14 protein-coding genes and 1 pseudogene are annotated in these 18,085 nt (G+C 58.9%); 9 read left to right on the top strand and 6 right to left on the bottom strand.

Going from position 1 to position 18,085, the window contains the following annotated elements; all coding sequences use genetic code 11:
- Positions 1-133: 133 nt before the first annotated feature.
- Positions 134-1,300 carry an FtsX-like permease family protein gene (locus SH410x_RS01040; RefSeq protein WP_473673864.1) on the bottom strand — a complete coding sequence of 389 codons (1,167 nt, stop codon included), beginning with the start codon at positions 1,298-1,300 and terminating at the stop codon, positions 134-136.
- Positions 1,301-1,407: 107 nt separating this feature from the next.
- A pseudogene (gene nrdR, locus SH410x_RS01045) lies at positions 1,408-1,854 on the bottom strand (transcriptional regulator NrdR); the annotation flags it as partial.
- A gap of 143 nt (positions 1,855-1,997) precedes the next feature.
- Between nrdR and SH410x_RS01050 the strand changes: the two are divergent.
- From SH410x_RS01050 to SH410x_RS01090, 9 genes are all read left to right on the top strand, one after another.
- On the top strand, positions 1,998-2,681 hold the full coding sequence (locus SH410x_RS01050) for a PH domain-containing protein (protein ID WP_473673866.1): 684 nt from the start codon (positions 1,998-2,000) through the stop codon (positions 2,679-2,681).
- A gap of 40 nt (positions 2,682-2,721) precedes the next feature.
- Entirely contained in the window at positions 2,722-3,123 is a 402-nt protein-coding gene (locus tag SH410x_RS01055; RefSeq protein ID WP_473673868.1) for a DUF4339 domain-containing protein, read from the top strand.
- A gap of 157 nt (positions 3,124-3,280) precedes the next feature.
- A complete protein-coding gene (locus tag SH410x_RS01060; protein ID WP_473673870.1) occupies positions 3,281-3,841 on the top strand; it encodes a hypothetical protein in 561 nt (186 codons plus the stop codon).
- Positions 3,838-4,737 carry an HTTM domain-containing protein gene (locus tag SH410x_RS01065; protein ID WP_473673872.1) on the top strand — a complete coding sequence of 300 codons (900 nt, stop codon included), beginning with the start codon at positions 3,838-3,840 and terminating at the stop codon, positions 4,735-4,737. The genes SH410x_RS01060 and SH410x_RS01065 overlap by 4 nt, the downstream gene beginning before the upstream one ends.
- 467 nt (positions 4,738-5,204) lie before the next feature.
- On the top strand, positions 5,205-6,500 hold the full coding sequence (locus SH410x_RS01070) for an aminotransferase class I/II-fold pyridoxal phosphate-dependent enzyme (RefSeq protein ID WP_473673873.1): 1,296 nt from the start codon (positions 5,205-5,207) through the stop codon (positions 6,498-6,500).
- 196 nt (positions 6,501-6,696) lie between these two features.
- A complete protein-coding gene (locus SH410x_RS01075) occupies positions 6,697-7,248 on the top strand; it encodes a DUF2760 domain-containing protein (RefSeq protein ID WP_473673875.1) in 552 nt (183 codons plus the stop codon).
- A gap of 187 nt (positions 7,249-7,435) precedes the next feature.
- Positions 7,436-13,519 (top strand): hypothetical protein, encoded by a 6,084-nt coding sequence (locus SH410x_RS01080; protein WP_473673877.1) that lies wholly within the window; start codon positions 7,436-7,438, stop codon positions 13,517-13,519.
- A gap of 245 nt (positions 13,520-13,764) precedes the next feature.
- The gene (locus tag SH410x_RS01085) at positions 13,765-14,412 is read left to right on the top strand and encodes a hypothetical protein (RefSeq protein WP_473673879.1); all 648 of its coding nucleotides are present in this window, start codon (positions 13,765-13,767) and stop codon (positions 14,410-14,412) included.
- Positions 14,413-15,055: 643 nt separating this feature from the next.
- Complete coding sequence (locus SH410x_RS01090) at positions 15,056-15,694, top strand: hypothetical protein (protein ID WP_473673881.1); 639 nt, start codon at positions 15,056-15,058, stop codon at positions 15,692-15,694.
- 73 nt (positions 15,695-15,767) lie between these two features.
- Here SH410x_RS01090 and SH410x_RS01095 read toward each other — a convergent pair whose 3' ends face one another.
- From SH410x_RS01095 to SH410x_RS01110, 4 genes are all read right to left on the bottom strand, one after another.
- Positions 15,768-15,995, bottom strand: a complete 228-nt coding sequence (locus SH410x_RS01095; RefSeq protein ID WP_473673883.1) for a hypothetical protein — start codon at positions 15,993-15,995, stop codon at positions 15,768-15,770.
- Between the two features lie 60 nt (positions 15,996-16,055).
- Positions 16,056-16,322 carry a hypothetical protein gene (locus SH410x_RS01100; protein ID WP_473673885.1) on the bottom strand — a complete coding sequence of 89 codons (267 nt, stop codon included), beginning with the start codon at positions 16,320-16,322 and terminating at the stop codon, positions 16,056-16,058.
- 81 nt (positions 16,323-16,403) lie between these two features.
- Positions 16,404-17,543 carry a helix-turn-helix domain-containing protein gene (locus tag SH410x_RS01105; protein ID WP_473673887.1) on the bottom strand — a complete coding sequence of 380 codons (1,140 nt, stop codon included), beginning with the start codon at positions 17,541-17,543 and terminating at the stop codon, positions 16,404-16,406.
- An 85-nt stretch (positions 17,544-17,628) separates the two neighbouring features.
- Positions 17,629-18,036, bottom strand: a complete 408-nt coding sequence (locus SH410x_RS01110) for a MerR family transcriptional regulator (RefSeq protein ID WP_473673889.1) — start codon at positions 18,034-18,036, stop codon at positions 17,629-17,631.
- Between the last annotated feature and the right edge of the window lie 49 nt (positions 18,037-18,085).

Raw genomic sequence — 18,085 nt, forward strand, 5'->3', positions numbered from 1 at the left:
TTCGGTGTCAATCGTTTGCTCAGGCGAGCAGCGGAAAAAGGGGCGTCTGCGATGAGTAGCCGAGTCTCTCCGAGACTCGGACGCAAGACTCGGGTGTAAGACTTAGACGCGAGTCTCGGAGAGACTCGCCTACTCAAAACAAGCTTGCCGGATCGGCTCGGACGAGTTTCCGCAGGGCCAACAGACCACTGATCAAGCACATCGAGGTAGTCAAGACGAGCACGGAGACGGCGCGATCCATCGTCAGCCGCATCGGTAGTCCGGAATAGTTTTCGAGTGCCCAGAACAAACTCAGCGTCACGATCACGGCGGGGACGAAGCCGAACCAGGACAAGAAAATCGCTTGTCGAACGACCACGCCGACAAAGTAGGAATTGGGGTACCCCATTGCCTTGAGCGTGGCAAACTCGGGCATCGCGTCTTGCAGGCTCGTGTACAGGATCTGGTAACAGATGATCACGCCGACGACGAATCCCATCACGGTACCGATGAAGAAGATCGCGCCCACGGGCGTTTGCTCGCTCCAGAACTGTTTCTCTTTCTGCGCGAGATCGGCGCGGCGAACCACCTTCCAGACATCGGGTGCTAAACTCGTCAAACGCTCGGCAACGGCAACCGGATCGGCTGCCTGATCAATCTGAAACATACCGACATCCACCACCTCCAGTGGTCGACCATTCCCGCGGACGGGAAAATACCTGGCGAACTCGCTTTCTCGAATCAGTAGCGAGCCTTCGTTGGCAAAGTCCGTCCCGATCGTCGCGCTGCCGACCAGGTCGATCCGTTTCCCCGCGAGCTCGACGGTTTGCGGCAATGGGTTGCTATCGCGGTCGAATTGGAATCCATACTGCGAGCGGGTTTTGCGGTCGATCAGAGCGGTTCCGGGCGGCTGCAGTTTCTGCCGCTGCTCGTGCAACCCGGGGATCGCCAACCAGCTAGGTTGGTTCGGCACCGAGATGACGCGAATCGGGCGAGCCCGCTGACCGGCGACGCGAACACGAGCCATCAAGCGTTCAATCAGCAGCGGCTCGGCGGCGGTCACGGCGGGATCGGACATGGCGCGGCGGAGCAAATCGCGTGGAAACCGCTGGTTCACCGGCAGCATGTACCGCGCCGTGCTGGTCGCCACGAGATCGCAATCCATCCACTCGATCAACTGCACGGGGCTGTCCAACAACGCGTTTCGAAACCCGTTTTGCGTGAACATCAGTACGGCGGCAAACCCGACGCCGGCCGACGCCAACAGCAACCGACGGGGTTCGTGGACGAGGTTTTTCCAGGCCAGTGGTGTGCGGCTCATGAGCCGTTTCGCTCGGCACGTGACTTGCGTCTGAATTTCTCTCTCACGAGCGAATCGTCCTCAGGGTCTGGATTGGCAGGTTCATATTCACTGCTGATACCCATTTTTTTTTCCAAACCGGAGATGATTTTCAAAAAGTCCGTGGCTCCCGAAAACTCACGGTACACGCTGGCGAAACGAATGTAGGCGACTTCGTCAACGTCCGCCAGAAATCGCAATACCACCTCACCAATCTTCTGAGCGGGAATCTCGAAGTCGAACTCGGAATAGATCGCCGCCTCGATTTGCTGCACGGTCGCTTCGATCGTTTCGCTCGCCACGGAGCGTTTCGAACAGGCCCGTTCGATCCCGCGGCGGATTTTTTCGCGATCAAAGGGCTCTCTCGTTTCGTCGCTCTTGACCACCCGCACGTTCAACGCCTCGATATGCTCCATCGTCACAAATCGTCGACCGCATTCTTGGCACACCCGCTTTCGACGCACCCGGTAGCCGGCTTGAGCGGATCGGGAGTCGAGAACCTTGTCGTTATCGGAATGGCAGAACGGGCAACGCATGGCGGCGGGGGCTAGAGTGGGAGAGGGGAAACGACAATTACAGGGAAAAATGGGAGGCTCACGATTTTCACCGCCCTGTGTTATATTCGATCCTGCCGTATTTCCCCATGGCAACACCGACCAATCAGGAAAAGCGACCTACCATGAGCGAATCAGAGCACCTTGACCCACCCGCTGGCGATCAACCTTTTGGCAGCGAATCACGCGACGCGGCGATGAAGTCCTCGTCTGCGGGCAGTCCGGCTGAATCTCCGTCGGCGGACGCGGCACGGCCCACCAAACCCGAATCACCCCGTGATCGGTTCGAGCGGCACGTCGCCAATAGCCGCGATTCGCTCGATGACCACGATCCGGAGGAGACATTGTGGAGCGGTGGCTACAGCCCTAAAGCCATGACGGGTTGGTGGATTGTGCTGAGCTTGGTGACCCTCGCACTCATCATCGCGTGTGTCATGTTCACCCAACTGGCGTGGCAATTAACGTTCGGCATCATCGTCATCCTGTGGGTTCTCGTCGCTGGCAACTACGCTCGCATGCGATTGGGGTACCATTATGAATTGACCAGCCAGCGATTTATTCATAAAACCGGATTGCTTAGCCGGCGCAGCGATCGGATCGAGGTGATCGATATCGACGACGTCAGCTACGAACAAGGCCCGGTGCAACGTATCCTGGGTGTGGGCACGATCCATATCACCAGTTCGGATCGCAGTGATCCCGAACTGAGTCTGGTCGGGATCGATAAAGTCAGTCAGGTGGCGGGATTGATTGACGATGTGCGGCGGAATGAACGCCGTCGCCGCAGCCTGCATATCGAATCCATTTGAGCGAAACACCTGTTTCATTTCGTCCGATACGAGCACAATCATGACCGCATGGTTTGTCCAGAGAGAAAACGATGAGCTCGGGCCGTTGCGGCCTGCCGACTTGCTAGCCCTGGTCCGTGAGGGCAGCGTGCATCCCGAAACAATGGTCCGTAAGGACGACTCCTCATGGTTCGCCGCCAGCGTGGTGGGCGGTTTGTTTGAGGCGGCGCGGCGGCCGACAATCGAACACTACTGCCCGCACTGCAACAATGTCCGCGTTGCCGCCCCGCCGACCACTTGCCCGAAGTGCGATCAGGCACTGACCAAGACACGCGAACGGATTATCGAAAATTCGCTCGGCAAGTCCCAAAGCCGCCCCTCGGACTCGGCCGCCTCGCAGGGGCCCGCGATGTCCGCTCGCCGCTGGCTGCAAAAACGAGTCGGCAAGGACAAGTCTTCCTAGGCACCCACACGGACGTCTTTTGTTTGTCCGCGTGCAACGGTTGTAGGAGCTGCCGCCGAAGAAAATGCCCTTGTTTCTCGGGTTTTGCATCGCTCGGATCAGGGCTCCGTAGGAAACTGGAGTGCTCCGCACCCATGCCCCCCGGACTTTGTGAATGATGTCTGCCGAATTTTGTAGCCCACCGCTTTGGATGCGCATCCGCCGGCGTTGCATTGGCGGAGGCTTCGCGGTGCTGGCGGTGTTCCTCACGGTCGATGCGATCCCGTGGGGCGTGCTCGCGAGCGACGGGCCGAAGCGATGGGTGGCCCGTACGATGCAACGGGTCGGCTTGGTGACCGGACCGATGGTCATGTTTACGCCCAACCCAATCGCAGACAATTCGTGGCTGTCGGCGAGTATCGGTTCCCAACCGCCCTCCGTCTCGCAGTGGGACTCTCCCAATTGGAGCTCCCTCGGCGCTGCAGAACGATTCATTCGCTTCCGATCGATCAACTACTTCAATCGGCTGACACTGGCCACCAATCGCGCTGGCGCCGTGGATTTTGCAGACTATTTGAGCCGCAATGCGATGTCGGACGACAACCGGCAGCCCCGCGTCGTTCTGTCCGCCAACGGGCTCAAAGTGATCGTCCCCAGCGAGGGCGGCGTTCCCACGGGCGACAGCGTGATCAGAATGCTCTACAGCGAAACGATCGTTACTTTGGATGCAACGCCGTGACCGCTTGGATTGTGCGTCTGAATCATGCCTACGAGCGATTCCTGTTCCGCTCGTGCAGTCCACTGACATGTGTACTCGTTCGGGTGACGTACGCGGCGTTATTGATCGTGTATGTCGGCGTCTGGATGCTCGATGGGACGAAGTGGTTCTCCGACGCAGGTGTGCTGCAGGCGGCCACGGCGCGAGGCCTCACGACCCCGCCACTGGAGTCCCTCTTTCAATGGATTCCCTCAACCCCTGCGATGATCAATGTCTGTTTGGGCATTTTGATGTTGCAGAGCGTGTGTTTGCTCTTAGGGGTCTGCTCGCGTTTCCAAGCGGCGTGTATTTTTGTCTGGTTGGTGTCCTTCCAGTCTCGCAATCCATTGATTCTAGATGGCGAGGATACGGTTTTTCGCGTGTTCGCGTTCTGTCTGATTTTCATGCCGACGGACTATGCATGGTCCCTGGGCAGACGATGGTGGCCTCCGTCTTCGCCAATCGATACCGTCGATCAAGCCTGGGGGCTCAGGCTCATTCAGCTTCAGATGATCCTAATCTACCTCTCAGCGGCGTGGAGTAAGCTCCTGGGCCAGACGTGGCGCGACGGGTCCGCGATGTTCTATGTCTACCAAATGGAGGACCTCTTCGGTCGTGGTCCGCTGCCGATGTCCCTGCTGGAAACCGAACCCATGGTCCGCATGGTCACGTGGGCGGTGCTGGTCGTCGAATCCGTCTTGCCGATCGCGTTGTGTTTTCGCCGCACTCGCCCGATCGCAATCGGCGTGGGCATCACGTTGCACCTGAGCATGGAGTACGCCATGCACTTGTTTCTCTTTCAATGGATCATGATCGTCGGCCTGCTGTCGTTTGTCGATTTGCGCCGCGACGGTCCGCAATCCACTTGTCGCGTTTGAAGCCGTTGGTTCGATATTGGCGATTGATCCGTCTACGCGGATTCTGCCAGGCAGTGAAAAGGGGCCCAGAACTGGGATGCGGCTGCCATCGCGGGACTGATCGGAAACGATATCTCGCTATTCGGCCCAACGTTCCGAATCGGCTTGAACTTCTAGGCGGCGACCGACCAAGCGAGGACAAAGGCGGCGTCCGGAGGGAGTACGGTGGTTTTTCTATCAATGAATCCCCGTGCGATCGAAGGGTGCTGTCGACGGTCTTGGGAATCCCCCTCGCTTGGCTCACCGCCTCGGGACCCACGGTGAATCCCGATGGCCCGGATTGCCCTGGACAAAAAACGGGCGGTTCCCCCCTACACGCGATGCACTCGTGCGTGCGACAATGACGCGATCACGCCGCGACTCTCACACCGGTGAATCTGCCTGCGCGTGTTACGCTGATTTTCCATCCCCCTTTAGCTCAGCTTGTTATGAGTGACACCTTCGACCCCGATTTGCCAAACATCGACGCTCCTGCGATTGGAACGCCTACGACCGACCCGGTCCCCGCGCCTTTCGAGGTGAAATTCGCGTCACGGGTCGATCGATTGCCGCCGTACATGTTCGGACGGATCAACAATTCCCTGTACCAGAAACGCCGCGCCGGCGATGACGTCCTCGATCTCGGGATGGGCAACCCCTCCGATCCGCCGGATCCCGTGGTGATTCAAAAGCTCACCGATGCGGCCGCCGACGTCAACAATCATGGCTACAGCAAATCCAACGGGATCACGAATCTGCGCCGCGAGGTGGCTAGCAAGTACCATCGCAAGTACGGTGTGAGACTGGACCCGGAATCGGAGATCATCTCCTGCCTGGGCAGCAAGGAGGGTTTCTCGCACATGTGCTTGGCCCTGATGGGGCCGGGTGACACCGCGATCATTCCGTCGCCGTATTTTCCTGTGCACATGTATGGCGTGATTTTGGCATCGGGCAATGTCGTTGCTCTGGACGTTGCCGATCCCGATAAATTCCTCAGCAATGTGGCCTACACGTGCGAGAATTTGACGCCACGGCCCAAGGTGCTGATCGTTAACTACCCACACAATCCGTCTTCGGCAGTGATCGAACCGGACTTCTTTGTCGAGGTTGTGCGGTTGGCCAAGAAGTACGGCCTGCTCGTGATCCATGACTTTGCCTATGCCGACGTTGCCTTTGATGGTTACGTTCCGCCGAGTTTTCTGGCCGCTCCCGGGGCCAAGGATGTCGGTGTGGAATTCACGACGATGAGCAAGGGATACAACATGGCTGGGTGGCGGGTCGGGTTCTGCGCCGGCAACTCTGAGATGGTGCGCGGACTCGGCACGATCAAAGGCTACTATGACTACGGGATGTTCCAAGCGATTCAGATTGCGGCGATCGTGGCCCTGCGTGATACCGAGGCCAATGTGCTGCAGCAATCAGAGATCTACCAAGGCCGCCGCGACGTCTTGGTCAACGGCCTGCGGCGATTGGGGTGGGACGTTCAGTCACCCAAAGCGGGCATGTTCGTGTGGGCGCAGGTTCCCGAGCCATGGCGCAGCAGCATGAGTACCATGGATTTCGCAATGAAGCTACTCGAAGAGGGGAACGTCGCGGTCAGTCCCGGCAGTGGCTTCGGCGCCGCTGGCGAAGGCTATCTGCGGATGTCACTGGTCGAGAACGAGCATCGTTTGCGGCAAGCCGTCCGGCAGATCGGCAAGTGCTTGGCCACCCCCAAAACGAAGTCGGAAACGGTCGGCAGCTAGTCGCGTGTTGATTTCATGAGCCGAGTCGCGTGAGCGACCGGGTGGCTCGCGTCACCCGATGCCGGACGGCATTCGGCTCGCCCTTGCCGGTCGAACGTCGACTTAATCAACAGCCTGCTAGAGGCCGTGTGCACAAAATAGTCGCCTTTCACGCCGCGAACGCTGCGTGGGACGACTCCAACACTGAGAAAATATCATGCGATTGGGATTAGCGCTGCGAGCGTTTTGGAAAGCTCTCTTCGACCGTGCCGTGGCCGAGCGGTTGGTGATCGCGTTGGATGCGCCGATTGATTCTCGGATCGAACAAAACGCTCCGCCGGCCAAGAGCGAGCCAGCCCCCAAAGCCCCGGCCAAGCCCCTGCCGGCTCAAAATCCAGCGATCACGTTGTTGGCAACGTTGCAGCGTGACGCCCGGTTGATCGATCTGATTTATGAGAATCTCGATCAGTATCAAGACGCCCAAGTCGGCGCGGCGGCGCGGCCCTGTTTGAAGCAGTGCCGGCAGTCGCTCGATCGCATTTTGAAAATCGAGAAATTGGTTGCCTCCAACGAGCAGGACACCGTCACGGTGCCGGCGGATGCCTCAGTCGCTCGTTTCCGCTGGATCGGTGAGTCGCCTGCGAGTGATGCAGCGACGGCCAAACTGGTGCATCCCGGCTGGCAGGCCACCGCGATCCAGCTCCCCCAGTGGAGCGGTCAGCCGGAAGACACCGAGATTATTGCCCCCGCACAGGTCAGCGTTTCGTAAGAGCGACTGCTTGCTCGGGACAATGGTCCCAAGCTACGGAAATGGCTGGATTGGCAACTGCCGGGGCAGACGAAAATAGAGGCGCGCAGATTTTTTGCCTCCACGGGCTCTGAGTGAGTAGGCTTGTTTTTTTGGCATTGCGATCGCCTGCCCATTTCCGCGCATTTTCGCTGCTCTTGGCGTCCTCATGGAATATCTGCTGCTCATCCTACTTGTGTGGGCTTTCATCACTGCCCTCGGCCATGCCTCCTGGCTAGCCGTGGCTGCCGTGTGGCGTCTCTTTACCGGGACGGGCACTTCGGGTGAGAGGAATGGCCAGCGCCAGCGTTCGGTTTCCGCAGGACGGCAGCAGCTAGGATTGCCGGAGACGAGGCAGCCACCGAGTCCGGTGAATGACATCGCTGCGTTTGAGCGGATGGTCGACGCGCTCAATGCCACCGCAGCGATCAAACCCGAGTCAGCGCAGAAACTGAAACAGCAGGCACGCAGGTTCGCGGGCGTCGCACGCGAGCCCGCCGTGTCGCCCACGCCAGCTCAAACGGCACACAAAGAGCCGCCTGCCGGCAAACAACTCGCCGCCGATGGTGAATCGATTGAACTCGATGAGTCATTCACAGCGGTTGACCCATTGGTGCTGGATCTGCCCGTGACGGTCCCGCCCAGCCCCGTTCCGGCTTTGGTAGCTCCCCGTGCGGCAGTTCCCCGTGCGGCAGTTCCGCCGCCAACGACTCCCCAGCGTGCGTTTTCGGAAGTCGTCGCGTCGTTCCTCGCCGAGCACAATATTCGCTGGGGCGAGCTGATCGCGGGGCTGCTGATTGTGGTGTGTTCGATTGGGCTGGTGGTCAGTCTGTGGAGCACGTTGACGTCCACGCACCGCGTTGTTCCCTCGTTAATTTTCATGTCCGGCGACGCGGCGATCTTCGCCGCTGGGCTATACACGATGCGGCGTTGGAAGCTGCGGCACACCTCGCGTGCGGTGCTGATCATCGCCACGCTGCTGGTGCCACTCTGTGTGCTGGCGGGGCTCGCTGCAGCCGGGGCGAGCGTGGATTCGGTGTCGTTGTTCTCGCCGTCGACCATGGCCGCGATCGTGATTGGCACGCTGGTATGCGGCTGGTTGCTATGGCAGGCTTCGCTGGCACTGGTCGGCCGGGGCAGCGCAGCGTCACTGACGGCGAGCGTCGTCGCAACAACGCTCTGTCTGCCACTTCTGCCCTCGGCGGCGCGGCTGCTGGGGGCGAATGCAGGCAGTTTCCTGTTTGTGCCGGCTGTGGCTTCAGCGATCGCAATGCTGATTCCCGCTCGCCATTACTGCCGCACTCGATCGGGCAGCGTGGTGGGAATGAAAGTGGGCCACCGATTCTGGAAGAACCACTGGCTGCGCCTTGGCATTGCCGTCGCGTCATTTGCGAGCGTCGTGGTGTATGCAGCGTTCTTGTATCAGCCCGCTGGTCGGGCCGCGTTCATTCAAATCGCAATTGCCACGATTCCCGTTTGGGTCGCCTTGGCCACGATACACACGATCTACTTGCAACGGATTCGAGAACAGAACAAATGGGCGACACACCGTTTCATAGCCACCGTGCTGGTCGTCGTCGCGAGTGCCGGCGTGCTGGCCATCTTGCCCGCTTCGATTGAGCGGGTGTCGTGGTTGTGGACACATGCGGCCGCCGTTTCGATCTCACTGGTTTTGACGAGGGGGCTGCTGCAAGGCAAGTTGAGGATACTCGCCGCGAGCGTACCACTCGGAATCGCGGCCATGCTGTCATCGCCCGCCTGGTTGGCCGGTGCGGACTGGAGTGATGTGCCGGTCTGGCGAACACTGCTCGGCGGCGAGCCACTGATGGTTGCGATCGGCTTAGCGATCCTCAGCGGTGTGGTGTGGGCGATACGATCGACGAAGGCTAACCGTCTTAGCGGCGAGGGCAACCGTCGCTCAATCCAATCCGCCGAGGTGGTGCTGGGCTTTTGGTCTGCGATCGCGGGCGGGCAAGCGATCGTGATGAGTGTCGCGCCAACGAGTTGGCTGGGGATGCTACCCATCACCGTACTGGCCGGACTCTTAGCAATCTTCACGGTAGCCGCTGCGGTGTTGGCGATGCGTGTTTCCCGCATCGTATGGCTGTCGGCGCTGACAGGTATGAGTTTTTGGATCACTTGTCTGAGCGTGATTCGCTGGAGCGAGGAGGGGATGAGGGTTGCCTATCACTCCATTGCACCGGCGATGTTGGGACTGGGGGGCTCGATGCTGGTGCTGGCCATTGTCTTCCGGGTGATCTGGTCCCTGCGCCGGCCGGCGAGTTGGACATCGGCGTGTCCAACGATCTCACGTTTCTCTGCAGTAGCCGCGGCGTCGGCGTGTGGGGTCGTTGGGACGCTGGCAATCCTGGCTGTGGTTGGGCATCGCGCGCCGTGGATTGCCGCACCGACCTGGGCAGCGGCCACTTGGTTGATCGCCGCCGCGAGTGCTGTGCTGTGCGCCGCCGCGATGATCGTCCACAATCGCAGCTATCTGCGGCTTGGCATGTTTGCCTCGGCGGTGACCGCCTTCTGTGGCCTGACCCATTTCCTGGGTGCCGAACTTTGGCAACTATCGTCGTGGGCGGAGGCGTTGTGGAGTTTGGCGGGGATTTTTGTCTTCGTGTCGGCAGGCTGGTTCCTGGTGCGTGAAGCGATCTGTTGGAAACAACCAAAATCATTGGCCGTTTTCGCGACGCGGTTGCGGATGCCAGATGGTTGGCTGCTGTTGGCGTCGCTTGGCCTGCTGAGCGTCGCAGTGGTGCGGCAATACGTCGCTGTCCTATGCGGCCCATTGGGAGCACCGCTCAATGCATGGTTTGATTTCAATCTGGGATCGGGGACCGGCTTGCTGCTTCGCTTGATTCTGTTGGCGGGAGCGGCGTGCAGCGTTTGGTTGTGGCACATGCGAGAACCGAGCCCATGGCTCCAGCGAGTTTTGGGCGTGCTCGGAGCGATCAGTGGATTGTTGCTGGCGATGGAGATCTCATGTCGGCTGACGGAGTCAACATCGATGCGTTTGGTCGGTGCCACAACGTTGGCGTCAGGCGGCATCTTGGCGTCTTGGTTCGTCGCAGGCTGGACCGGTCGCCTCCGACACGTTTCGCCGGAGCGACTGCGACTGGACCGCATGGTGGGCGTGTCGGCGATCGCGTTATTAATCGTTTGGGGGTCGACTGTCCTACTCTGGTCGAACTGGTGGTTACCCATTTCGACTGGATCTGCACCCGACCGCTGGAGCACACTTGCCGTAGCGAGTTGGTGGTTGGCCGCATCGTTAGGGTTGTTGGTGGGTCGCAGGGCATCGAGTCCTGGGCAAGATGCCAAGAGCACGTTGTCGGCGATGTTGCTGCCGATGGCAGTCGGCGCCAGCGTTCCGGTCATCTTTCCAACCCTCCCGGTAGTGTGGTGGCAAGCGTCCGCACTGGGGGGTGTTGTATGGTTGTTCCTGGCGTGGTTGAAGTGGCACGCGGATGCTTCGCCAGGCAACGAGTCGGATCGAGGTGCGGCGTTGTCACGGGTATGGATCGCCGGCGTTGGTATGGTGTCGGCGGCAGTGGCGTTATGGTTCGTCCTCCGTTGGCAGCATTCGCCCCGAACGGTCGCTTGGAGTCTGCCGCTCGGCGCGATCACGTCGCTGTTAGCGCTGCTCGTCTGCTGCCTCGATCGCTTGCGGTCAGTCAGCCTGCTCGAAGTCAATCGTTCGAGAGTATGGATGAATCTGCCGTTTTTGCCCGTGGTGATGAGCGGCCACATCGCAGCGGCGGTTGAGGCAATCGGTTGGGTCGCCGCGCCGCATACTCATTTGATTGTCATGAGTTGCGTCTTGATTGGCTGCATCGGTTCAGCGATCGTGGTCTGGCGAGAATCGCATCCACTGCATGCATGGCACGTCAGCATGCAGGCTCTCCTGCTGACCAGTTTCGTGTTCTACGATTGGTGGGAATCTTATCAAATCACCCGTTCATTGGGTGGCTGGCCGGCATGGATGGCGCTGGCGGGCTTGGTCACAGGCGCCGTGGCGCTCATGCGTTTTGCGCCCGCAAGAGAACCGAATGTGAGTCCCATACGATTTCACTCTATCGATATTTTGCCCCGTCTGCTCGGCTGGTTCATCGCTCTTGCCGGCGGCTGGATTCTGCTTGTTCATCCGGATCTTTCGTTCGCAAGTGAATTGGCGTCGATCACCTACGTCATGCTCTGGACGGGATCTTGTGTCACGCTTTGGCGGAGCGATCGATTGACCGCCCGCGGTGATCGTCAGGTGTTGCGAGCAGATATCGGCGTTTCAATGCTATTGCTACCGATGTTGGCAGTCAGTCTGTTTGCATTGGCGAGCGGGAGTGGTTTCCCCTCGCGACACGGTTTGACGCCGACCGCCATGAGCCTGGCTCAGTTTTTGATCATCATGGTGGTCGCCCTGTCGGCTTGGTTGCGTCCCAATGTGGTCCCCAGGTGGCCGTTGTCGATGTGGACGATATCGATGTCTCTGCTGGTAGGCGGTACAGCGGTGGCGGCAACGGGTGTGTCGCGATTGTTTGACGTTTCGTCGCAGCTGCTCACCGTCATCGCTGTTTTGGCTGCCGCCGTTTCAACGTCGATCATCGTTGGCGTGCTGCCATGGGCCGAGCGACTGCGCACGAGGCTGGCACAACGCATTCCACGCCGCAACGACGTGATCGCTAGCGTTGATCGAGTGGGCATCGCCACCGAACATGTCATTTTGGGACTCGCGTGCATCGGCAGTTTGGTTGCGTTCGGATTCTTTGCGGGCGGCGAGGATGCGAATCTGGTACGGGCCAGTGTGCTGGCCATTGGTGTGCTGGCCGGGGCTCTGTTCCAGTTGTCTGAGCAGACCTCGCCCCTCGGATCCGCGCCAGCGGAACGTCGCCGGTGGCTGTGCATCGTCGTCGGACTGTGGGCTGTCGCACTGATCGCTATGCTGGGCCAACCGCACGCGGCTCAATGGTTATTGAACTCGACGATGCGCCTGCTGATCGCAGGCGTGCTCGCGATCGGGGTGTTGGTGCTGGCCGTTCCGCGTTTACTGCGAGGATCTTTTGTCCAGCGTTGGCAACTCGCACTCCGCCGCGGCGGACGACTCGCCGCGTGGGTGACCGCCGCAGCGTTATTGAGCATGCTGGGATTGGAGATGATGTTCCGGCAAAGCGGCGTTGGGATCCCCGAAATTGGCAAGCCCTTGATCGTTGTGGTGGCGTGTTTGTTGGGAGGGCTGGCGTTGATGGCAGGAGTCATCGCGATTCTGAGTGGTCCCGGGTTCGCCAACACCTTGTCGGACCAAGGCGAGCAAACGAACTGGCTACGGATGGATGACTCCGCCCGGCGCCGGCTCTTGTATGCCGCCCAAGTCATTGCCGGTTTGACATGGTTGCATGTGTTTTTATGCCGCACGGGCATGGCCTTCTTGGGGCTCCGCCAGGTCTGGCCGTACCTCGTCATGGCCTTGGCGTTTGCCAGCGTCGGGCTGACGCAGTGGGCGATCCGGCGTGGTGACCGAGTGCTGTCCGATACCATGCGCGGCAATGCAATGTTTCTACCATTGATACCCGTGATAGGATTTTGGTTGAGCGGTTCGTACGCGGTAATCTTCGATTCGCAATCGTGGTCCTGGACTTTCTATCGCAGCGCGGCGTCGTACCAAGGGCTGCTGATTGTCGGTGCGATCTACTACGGAGTGTTGTCCGTGATGTGGAAGCATGGGCTACCGCGAATCGCGACCGTTGTGTTAGCCAATGCCGCCTTGTGGGTGACGTTGACGCAAACACCAGGCTGGGATTTCTTAACCCATCCTCAAGCGTGGCTGATTCCGCCCGCTGTATGCGTGCTGGCCGTTGCATATTGGCAGCGTGACCAGCTCGACAGGACCTTGGGATCGGCAATTCGGTACGGTGCCACTCTGGTGATCTACATCACCAGCACGGCGGACATGTTGATGAGCGAGATTGGCAGTTCGCTTTGGGGGCCCGTGATCTTGATCCTCTTGTCGCTAGCCGGCATGCTGGTTGGGGTGGCCCTCCGCATTAAGCCGTTTTTATACCTTGGAACGATCTTTGTTTTCCTAGGCGTGACGAGCATGGTATGGCATGCTGGTCAAACGCTCGAGGCGGTGTGGCCGTGGTGGGTATTTGGTATCACGACAGGTTTAATCCTACTGTCCGTGCTCGCAGGCATCGAAAAGCACCGAGACAAACTCCAACGCTGGTCCGACGAGTTAGCGAAGTGGGAAAACTAAGTCCATCCGGTTCCCCCGTAGGTTTCGCATTGATGGGGCACCTCACGATGGAATGCGGAGACGGCGCGAGAGGACCGCTTTCAACTGACCGTGAACCGAATCTTCTGTGATCCGGCGAAACGTGATGAGTTTGATGCGGTCGCGAGCCCCGTGGCCACAGGGTTAACAGCTCGACCTGCTTTTTTGCCGGCTTGCCTTCTCGGATCTGCTCGGCCGCGTTCTTTGCCTGGCCAATTAAGTGCTCGATGATTTGGTTGGAAGACGCGGTCAATACGGCCAACCAATACCTCGTTCCGCAAGGCGTCGCGAAGTCGCACTGGGACAAGTTGACCGGTGCCAAACGGTTCTATTTAAAAATGATCGACAAGGAATCTCGCGGGTTCAAGACGTTGGACAACTATCAGAACTTTGCCAAGGCGTTCAAGGTTCGTGATTTTCAAGAGTTCATGGCCCGCCACCGAGCCAATTCGGCGCGACTAAAAACCGCCGTTGAACTGGCTCGGGCAGAGATGGGCGAAGGATCGGAGCTGCACCAATCGGTTTTGCGAGCGGTCTTGTACGCGGTCATGGAATTGCCCGGCGACGTCGAACCCGACGTCGAACCCGACGATATGCTATCGCATCTGACCATGAATGTCCCCAACTGGTTCGGCGACATGAACCAACGGGAAATGGGCAGGGAGTTCGCCGTTTACTTGGCCAAGCGACTCGAAGAGCTTCGTACCGAAGAAGCCGCCTCGCCGAGGGTGCTGCGTGATTTGATTGGGAACCAACGAATTGGCTACCAATACCACAGCCTATTGCGATGCCAGGCAGAGACTTCCCGCCAGGCAGAGACTTCCCGCCAGGCAGAGACTTCCCGAAGAAATGGTAGCCGAACTGGCGCGCCGTAGCGGACGTGGTTGCCAGCAAACGGCCCGCGAAGATTGGCGATGGAAAGGACGGCCTATCAAGATGGTCGACGGGTTGACTTTGACGATGCCTGACACCGACGAAAAGTTGCTGCAAACATCGGCGGCAGTCGAGTTGCTGCCGGAGCTTCCGATTGGCACCAAGAGAACCGAGGCCGAAAGTTTCGTTGCCCCAGCGGTTGCCCCAGCTTCGTACAAAAGGAGTCAAAACGGGTCAAAATCTGACAAGATGGGAGTTTTATCTGACTCGGCAGGAACACCAAAAAACCCCGTAAAACACAGTGTTTTACGGGGTTCTGAGGAGTGGGCGATACAGAACTCGAATCTGTGACCTCTGCCGTGTGAACGTGGACAAAACACCCCGTAAGAAAACAGGCTTCGCAATGAAAACACCGCATTTCCCAACGAAAAGCAGCCTAGCAACGTGCAACAGCCGATGCAATAGTGGCTTTGATTGTGGTATTAGTGACGCAATTCGCCCCTTTTCCGGTTCATTTCTGGTATCTGTACCATTTATGAAATCGATCCGTTTATTGGCAGCCGCAAGCCGGGCTACGCTATCATTTCACAACTCAACTCGCGTCGCCGACCAACTCGCCTCCAAAGTCTCCCAGGGAATCTTTCGATGGATAGCAGTACAAACATCCCTTCGCCAAAGGTAATGGCCGAATTGCTTCGCCTTCAGAGATGGGCAGGAGGCGAAGCAGTGAAAGCGGCCCGTATTTTCGGTTTGGAACACGGGTTTGAGTCTGTGCTCAAAGCTGAAAGCGAATCCTTCGGCATCACTCGCGACGCCCAGCGCAAAGTTGAGGACATGTTTCAAGATGTCGAGAGTGGCAAGCAAGCGACCGACGGAGACGCGATCCGAGAACGAATGGAACGGGACGAAATCGATGAGATGGTGGCAGAACACGTTCTTGAGTTGTGTCGGCTGCAAAGTCGCTTCGTGGACGCAGTTCGAAAACTGACGGCTGGCGAATCATACTTTCCGCACCTGTCGCGGTCTCGTGCTCCCGAACGCGACTGGGTTGGCGCTCTTCACTACATCGAATTGGTTGATGGAACCGAGGGAGTTTACAGGAAGCTTCACGCGTGCTTCTCCCCATCGGTCCCAAGGGTCGGCGAGGTGATCACTCCAGAGAACGGATCGGCGATGCGTGTCGTTGAAGTGGAATACGTTATCTCACGACATGGCAAGTCTGAGTCAGACACATTCCCCGTGCTCACCCCTCACGTCTACCTCGAATGTGAGGCGGACGAATAGCCTATGGTTAATACCTACCCTGGCATGGGGTACTCGCTCGCCGATCCCTACCACTTACAAACTAACTCCCGCGTCATCCACCGCGCCCGTCAACCCCGTCACCGTCCCACGCTTCGAGCGCTATCCGGAACTCGTGACCGGTGACCAGTGACTTGGCGCCGAGTCGCTTGATCTTGCAGCCGATCCGCTCACACTGGCTCTCTGCGGATCTCGCCTGCTTGTACCCTAGTAGCAATGCGAGGGCCTTCGTCGTGTAGACGCAATCGTCGTGGATGATTCCATCGTGGGGCGTGTTGGCCATCGGTCTCTCTCCCTGGTTGTTGAACGAAATAGCTAGCTGCTTCCTGGTGGACACGTTTGGTCACCCCCGGTCACGTGCATCGAGCCCTGCAACGTATCCATCATAGAAGACGTTCCGGAATGCGGCGTAGATGAACTTATCGTCTTCGCCGTCATCGTCGCCAATTCCCTGGCCGATAACCCTCGCCTCGATCTGCTCCAGTTCGCGCAGGAATGCGGCGAAGTCTTCGGGGGTGACACGAGACTGGACATACTCCCGTCGCTCTCGCCAGATTTGTTCATCTTCTTCACGATCGCGCCGGTCGTCTTCGTCTTCGTAGGGGATCACTTTGCTTTACCTCTGCGGGTCGATCTCACGTGTTTGTAATGGCCTCATTGCTCCGCTGGATGATAGCCGTTGCTGCCCTGCTCACCCCATCCCCATCAGCGCCCGGTTGATCTCACGACGCCGTTGATAGATGCCAGTACCAGGAACACGTTTTGCCCTGAAATCGCCTCCTAACACGCTCGCCACGTTGCCCGGCTGAGATGTCGCACCATCGCCCCCAACGCTGCCAGCATTGACGTCAGGAGCCCGTTTTTGCTCTGGTTCCGACTTGGCACCTCGCTCTCGGTCGATGTCGTCCATTCGAGCACCAGCGGCAACCTCATCGGCACTGGCAAACCGCTCCAGCCCCGCAGCGGATAGCTTCCGGTAGGTGATCCCATCGGACACCCACTGCTCGGCGCCCTTGGCATGCCCACACTGGATAACCGACAACCGGATCGACTCGGCGGCGGATCGGTCGCGGCGGTCGGTCGCCTGGCCACGCTCACCGATTCGCCGGATAGCTTCCTCGTGATCGATCGGCGGGTCGGTCTTGCCGGTCAACCAATTCGATAACTGCCCCGGTTCCCATCGTTGTGGTTCTCGATGCCCACCGCATTCGATCCACAACTCGCGAACCACCTCGATGGTCATCCCTCGATCACGTGCCGAGTCGACGGCTTGGGCTGCTGTCTTCAATCCCCATCGGAACAACTCCGCCACCACCTCCGCCCATTCGTCTCGGTCGGTGGTGGCGTTTAGATTTGCGTTTAAGGTTACGTTTCCCATGTCACTATTACATGACGGACTTATCACAGTGACGCCTCCGTCATGACTCTTTGATAAGGTTGACTTATCAATTTGCGGTGACGACTGTGACTCTTTGACGTCACGATTTTCCGTAGCCCTGCCGATCAGTCGCACCGCCGTCCAATTGATTCGGTGATGATTTGACGACCACGGGTTAGGACGCTCGGACGTGATCAGGTCTTGCCCGATCAATGCGGCAATGGCACGGCTCACTGTGGCCACGCTGCAACCGATCTCACTGGCGAGCGTCTCCTGTGAAGCAAAACACCCGCCACCGCCATCACGATCGTCTATGACGCGTAGAACAGCCTTCTGCATCCGTCCCGATACTTTCACTGTCTTATGCTTCCAAGTGGGCAGTTCGAGCGTTCTGAGCGCGGCCAGTTGCTCGCCACGGGATTGTCCCGCCGGTCGGTTTTGTTGTTTGTCCATTGTTATTCATGGTTTGGAACTCATAAACGAGGAGGGGACCGGGCGACGATTGCCACCCGGTCGACAATTGCGAGATCAGACGAAATCAGGACTCATCGGCAGACGCATTGAGCATGTGCTGCATCACGGAAACGGTACTGAATCGACGATGCCCGCTCTCGGTCTTGGTCCCCTCGGCAATCTTGCCGTTGCTGGCCATCCGCTTGAGCGTTGTCGCTGGGATCTCAGTATGGGCGACCACTTCACCGATTCGGCGGTACTCAACCCGCAGGAACTTGATGTCATCCGCGTCGAGATTGTCTCCGTGCTGCTCGATGAACGCCTGGGCGGCTGATTGACCGATGCTTGCCCCTGGGCCCGCAAACGTCGCCTGCAGCTCCAGGGCCTTATCGAATAGCTGGATCTCGACCTCGATGTCGATCAGTGCTTTCCTCGCTTCGGCCTGCCTTTCGAGGAGCCCGCGATACTGCCTCAGTGTGTCTTGCATGCTCATTCTGTGCCCCTCCCTCTACGCCGAGTCTGTGTCGAGGTTGCTTTGTGCT

This window comes from Rhodopirellula sp. SH410, from assembly GCF_055811895.1.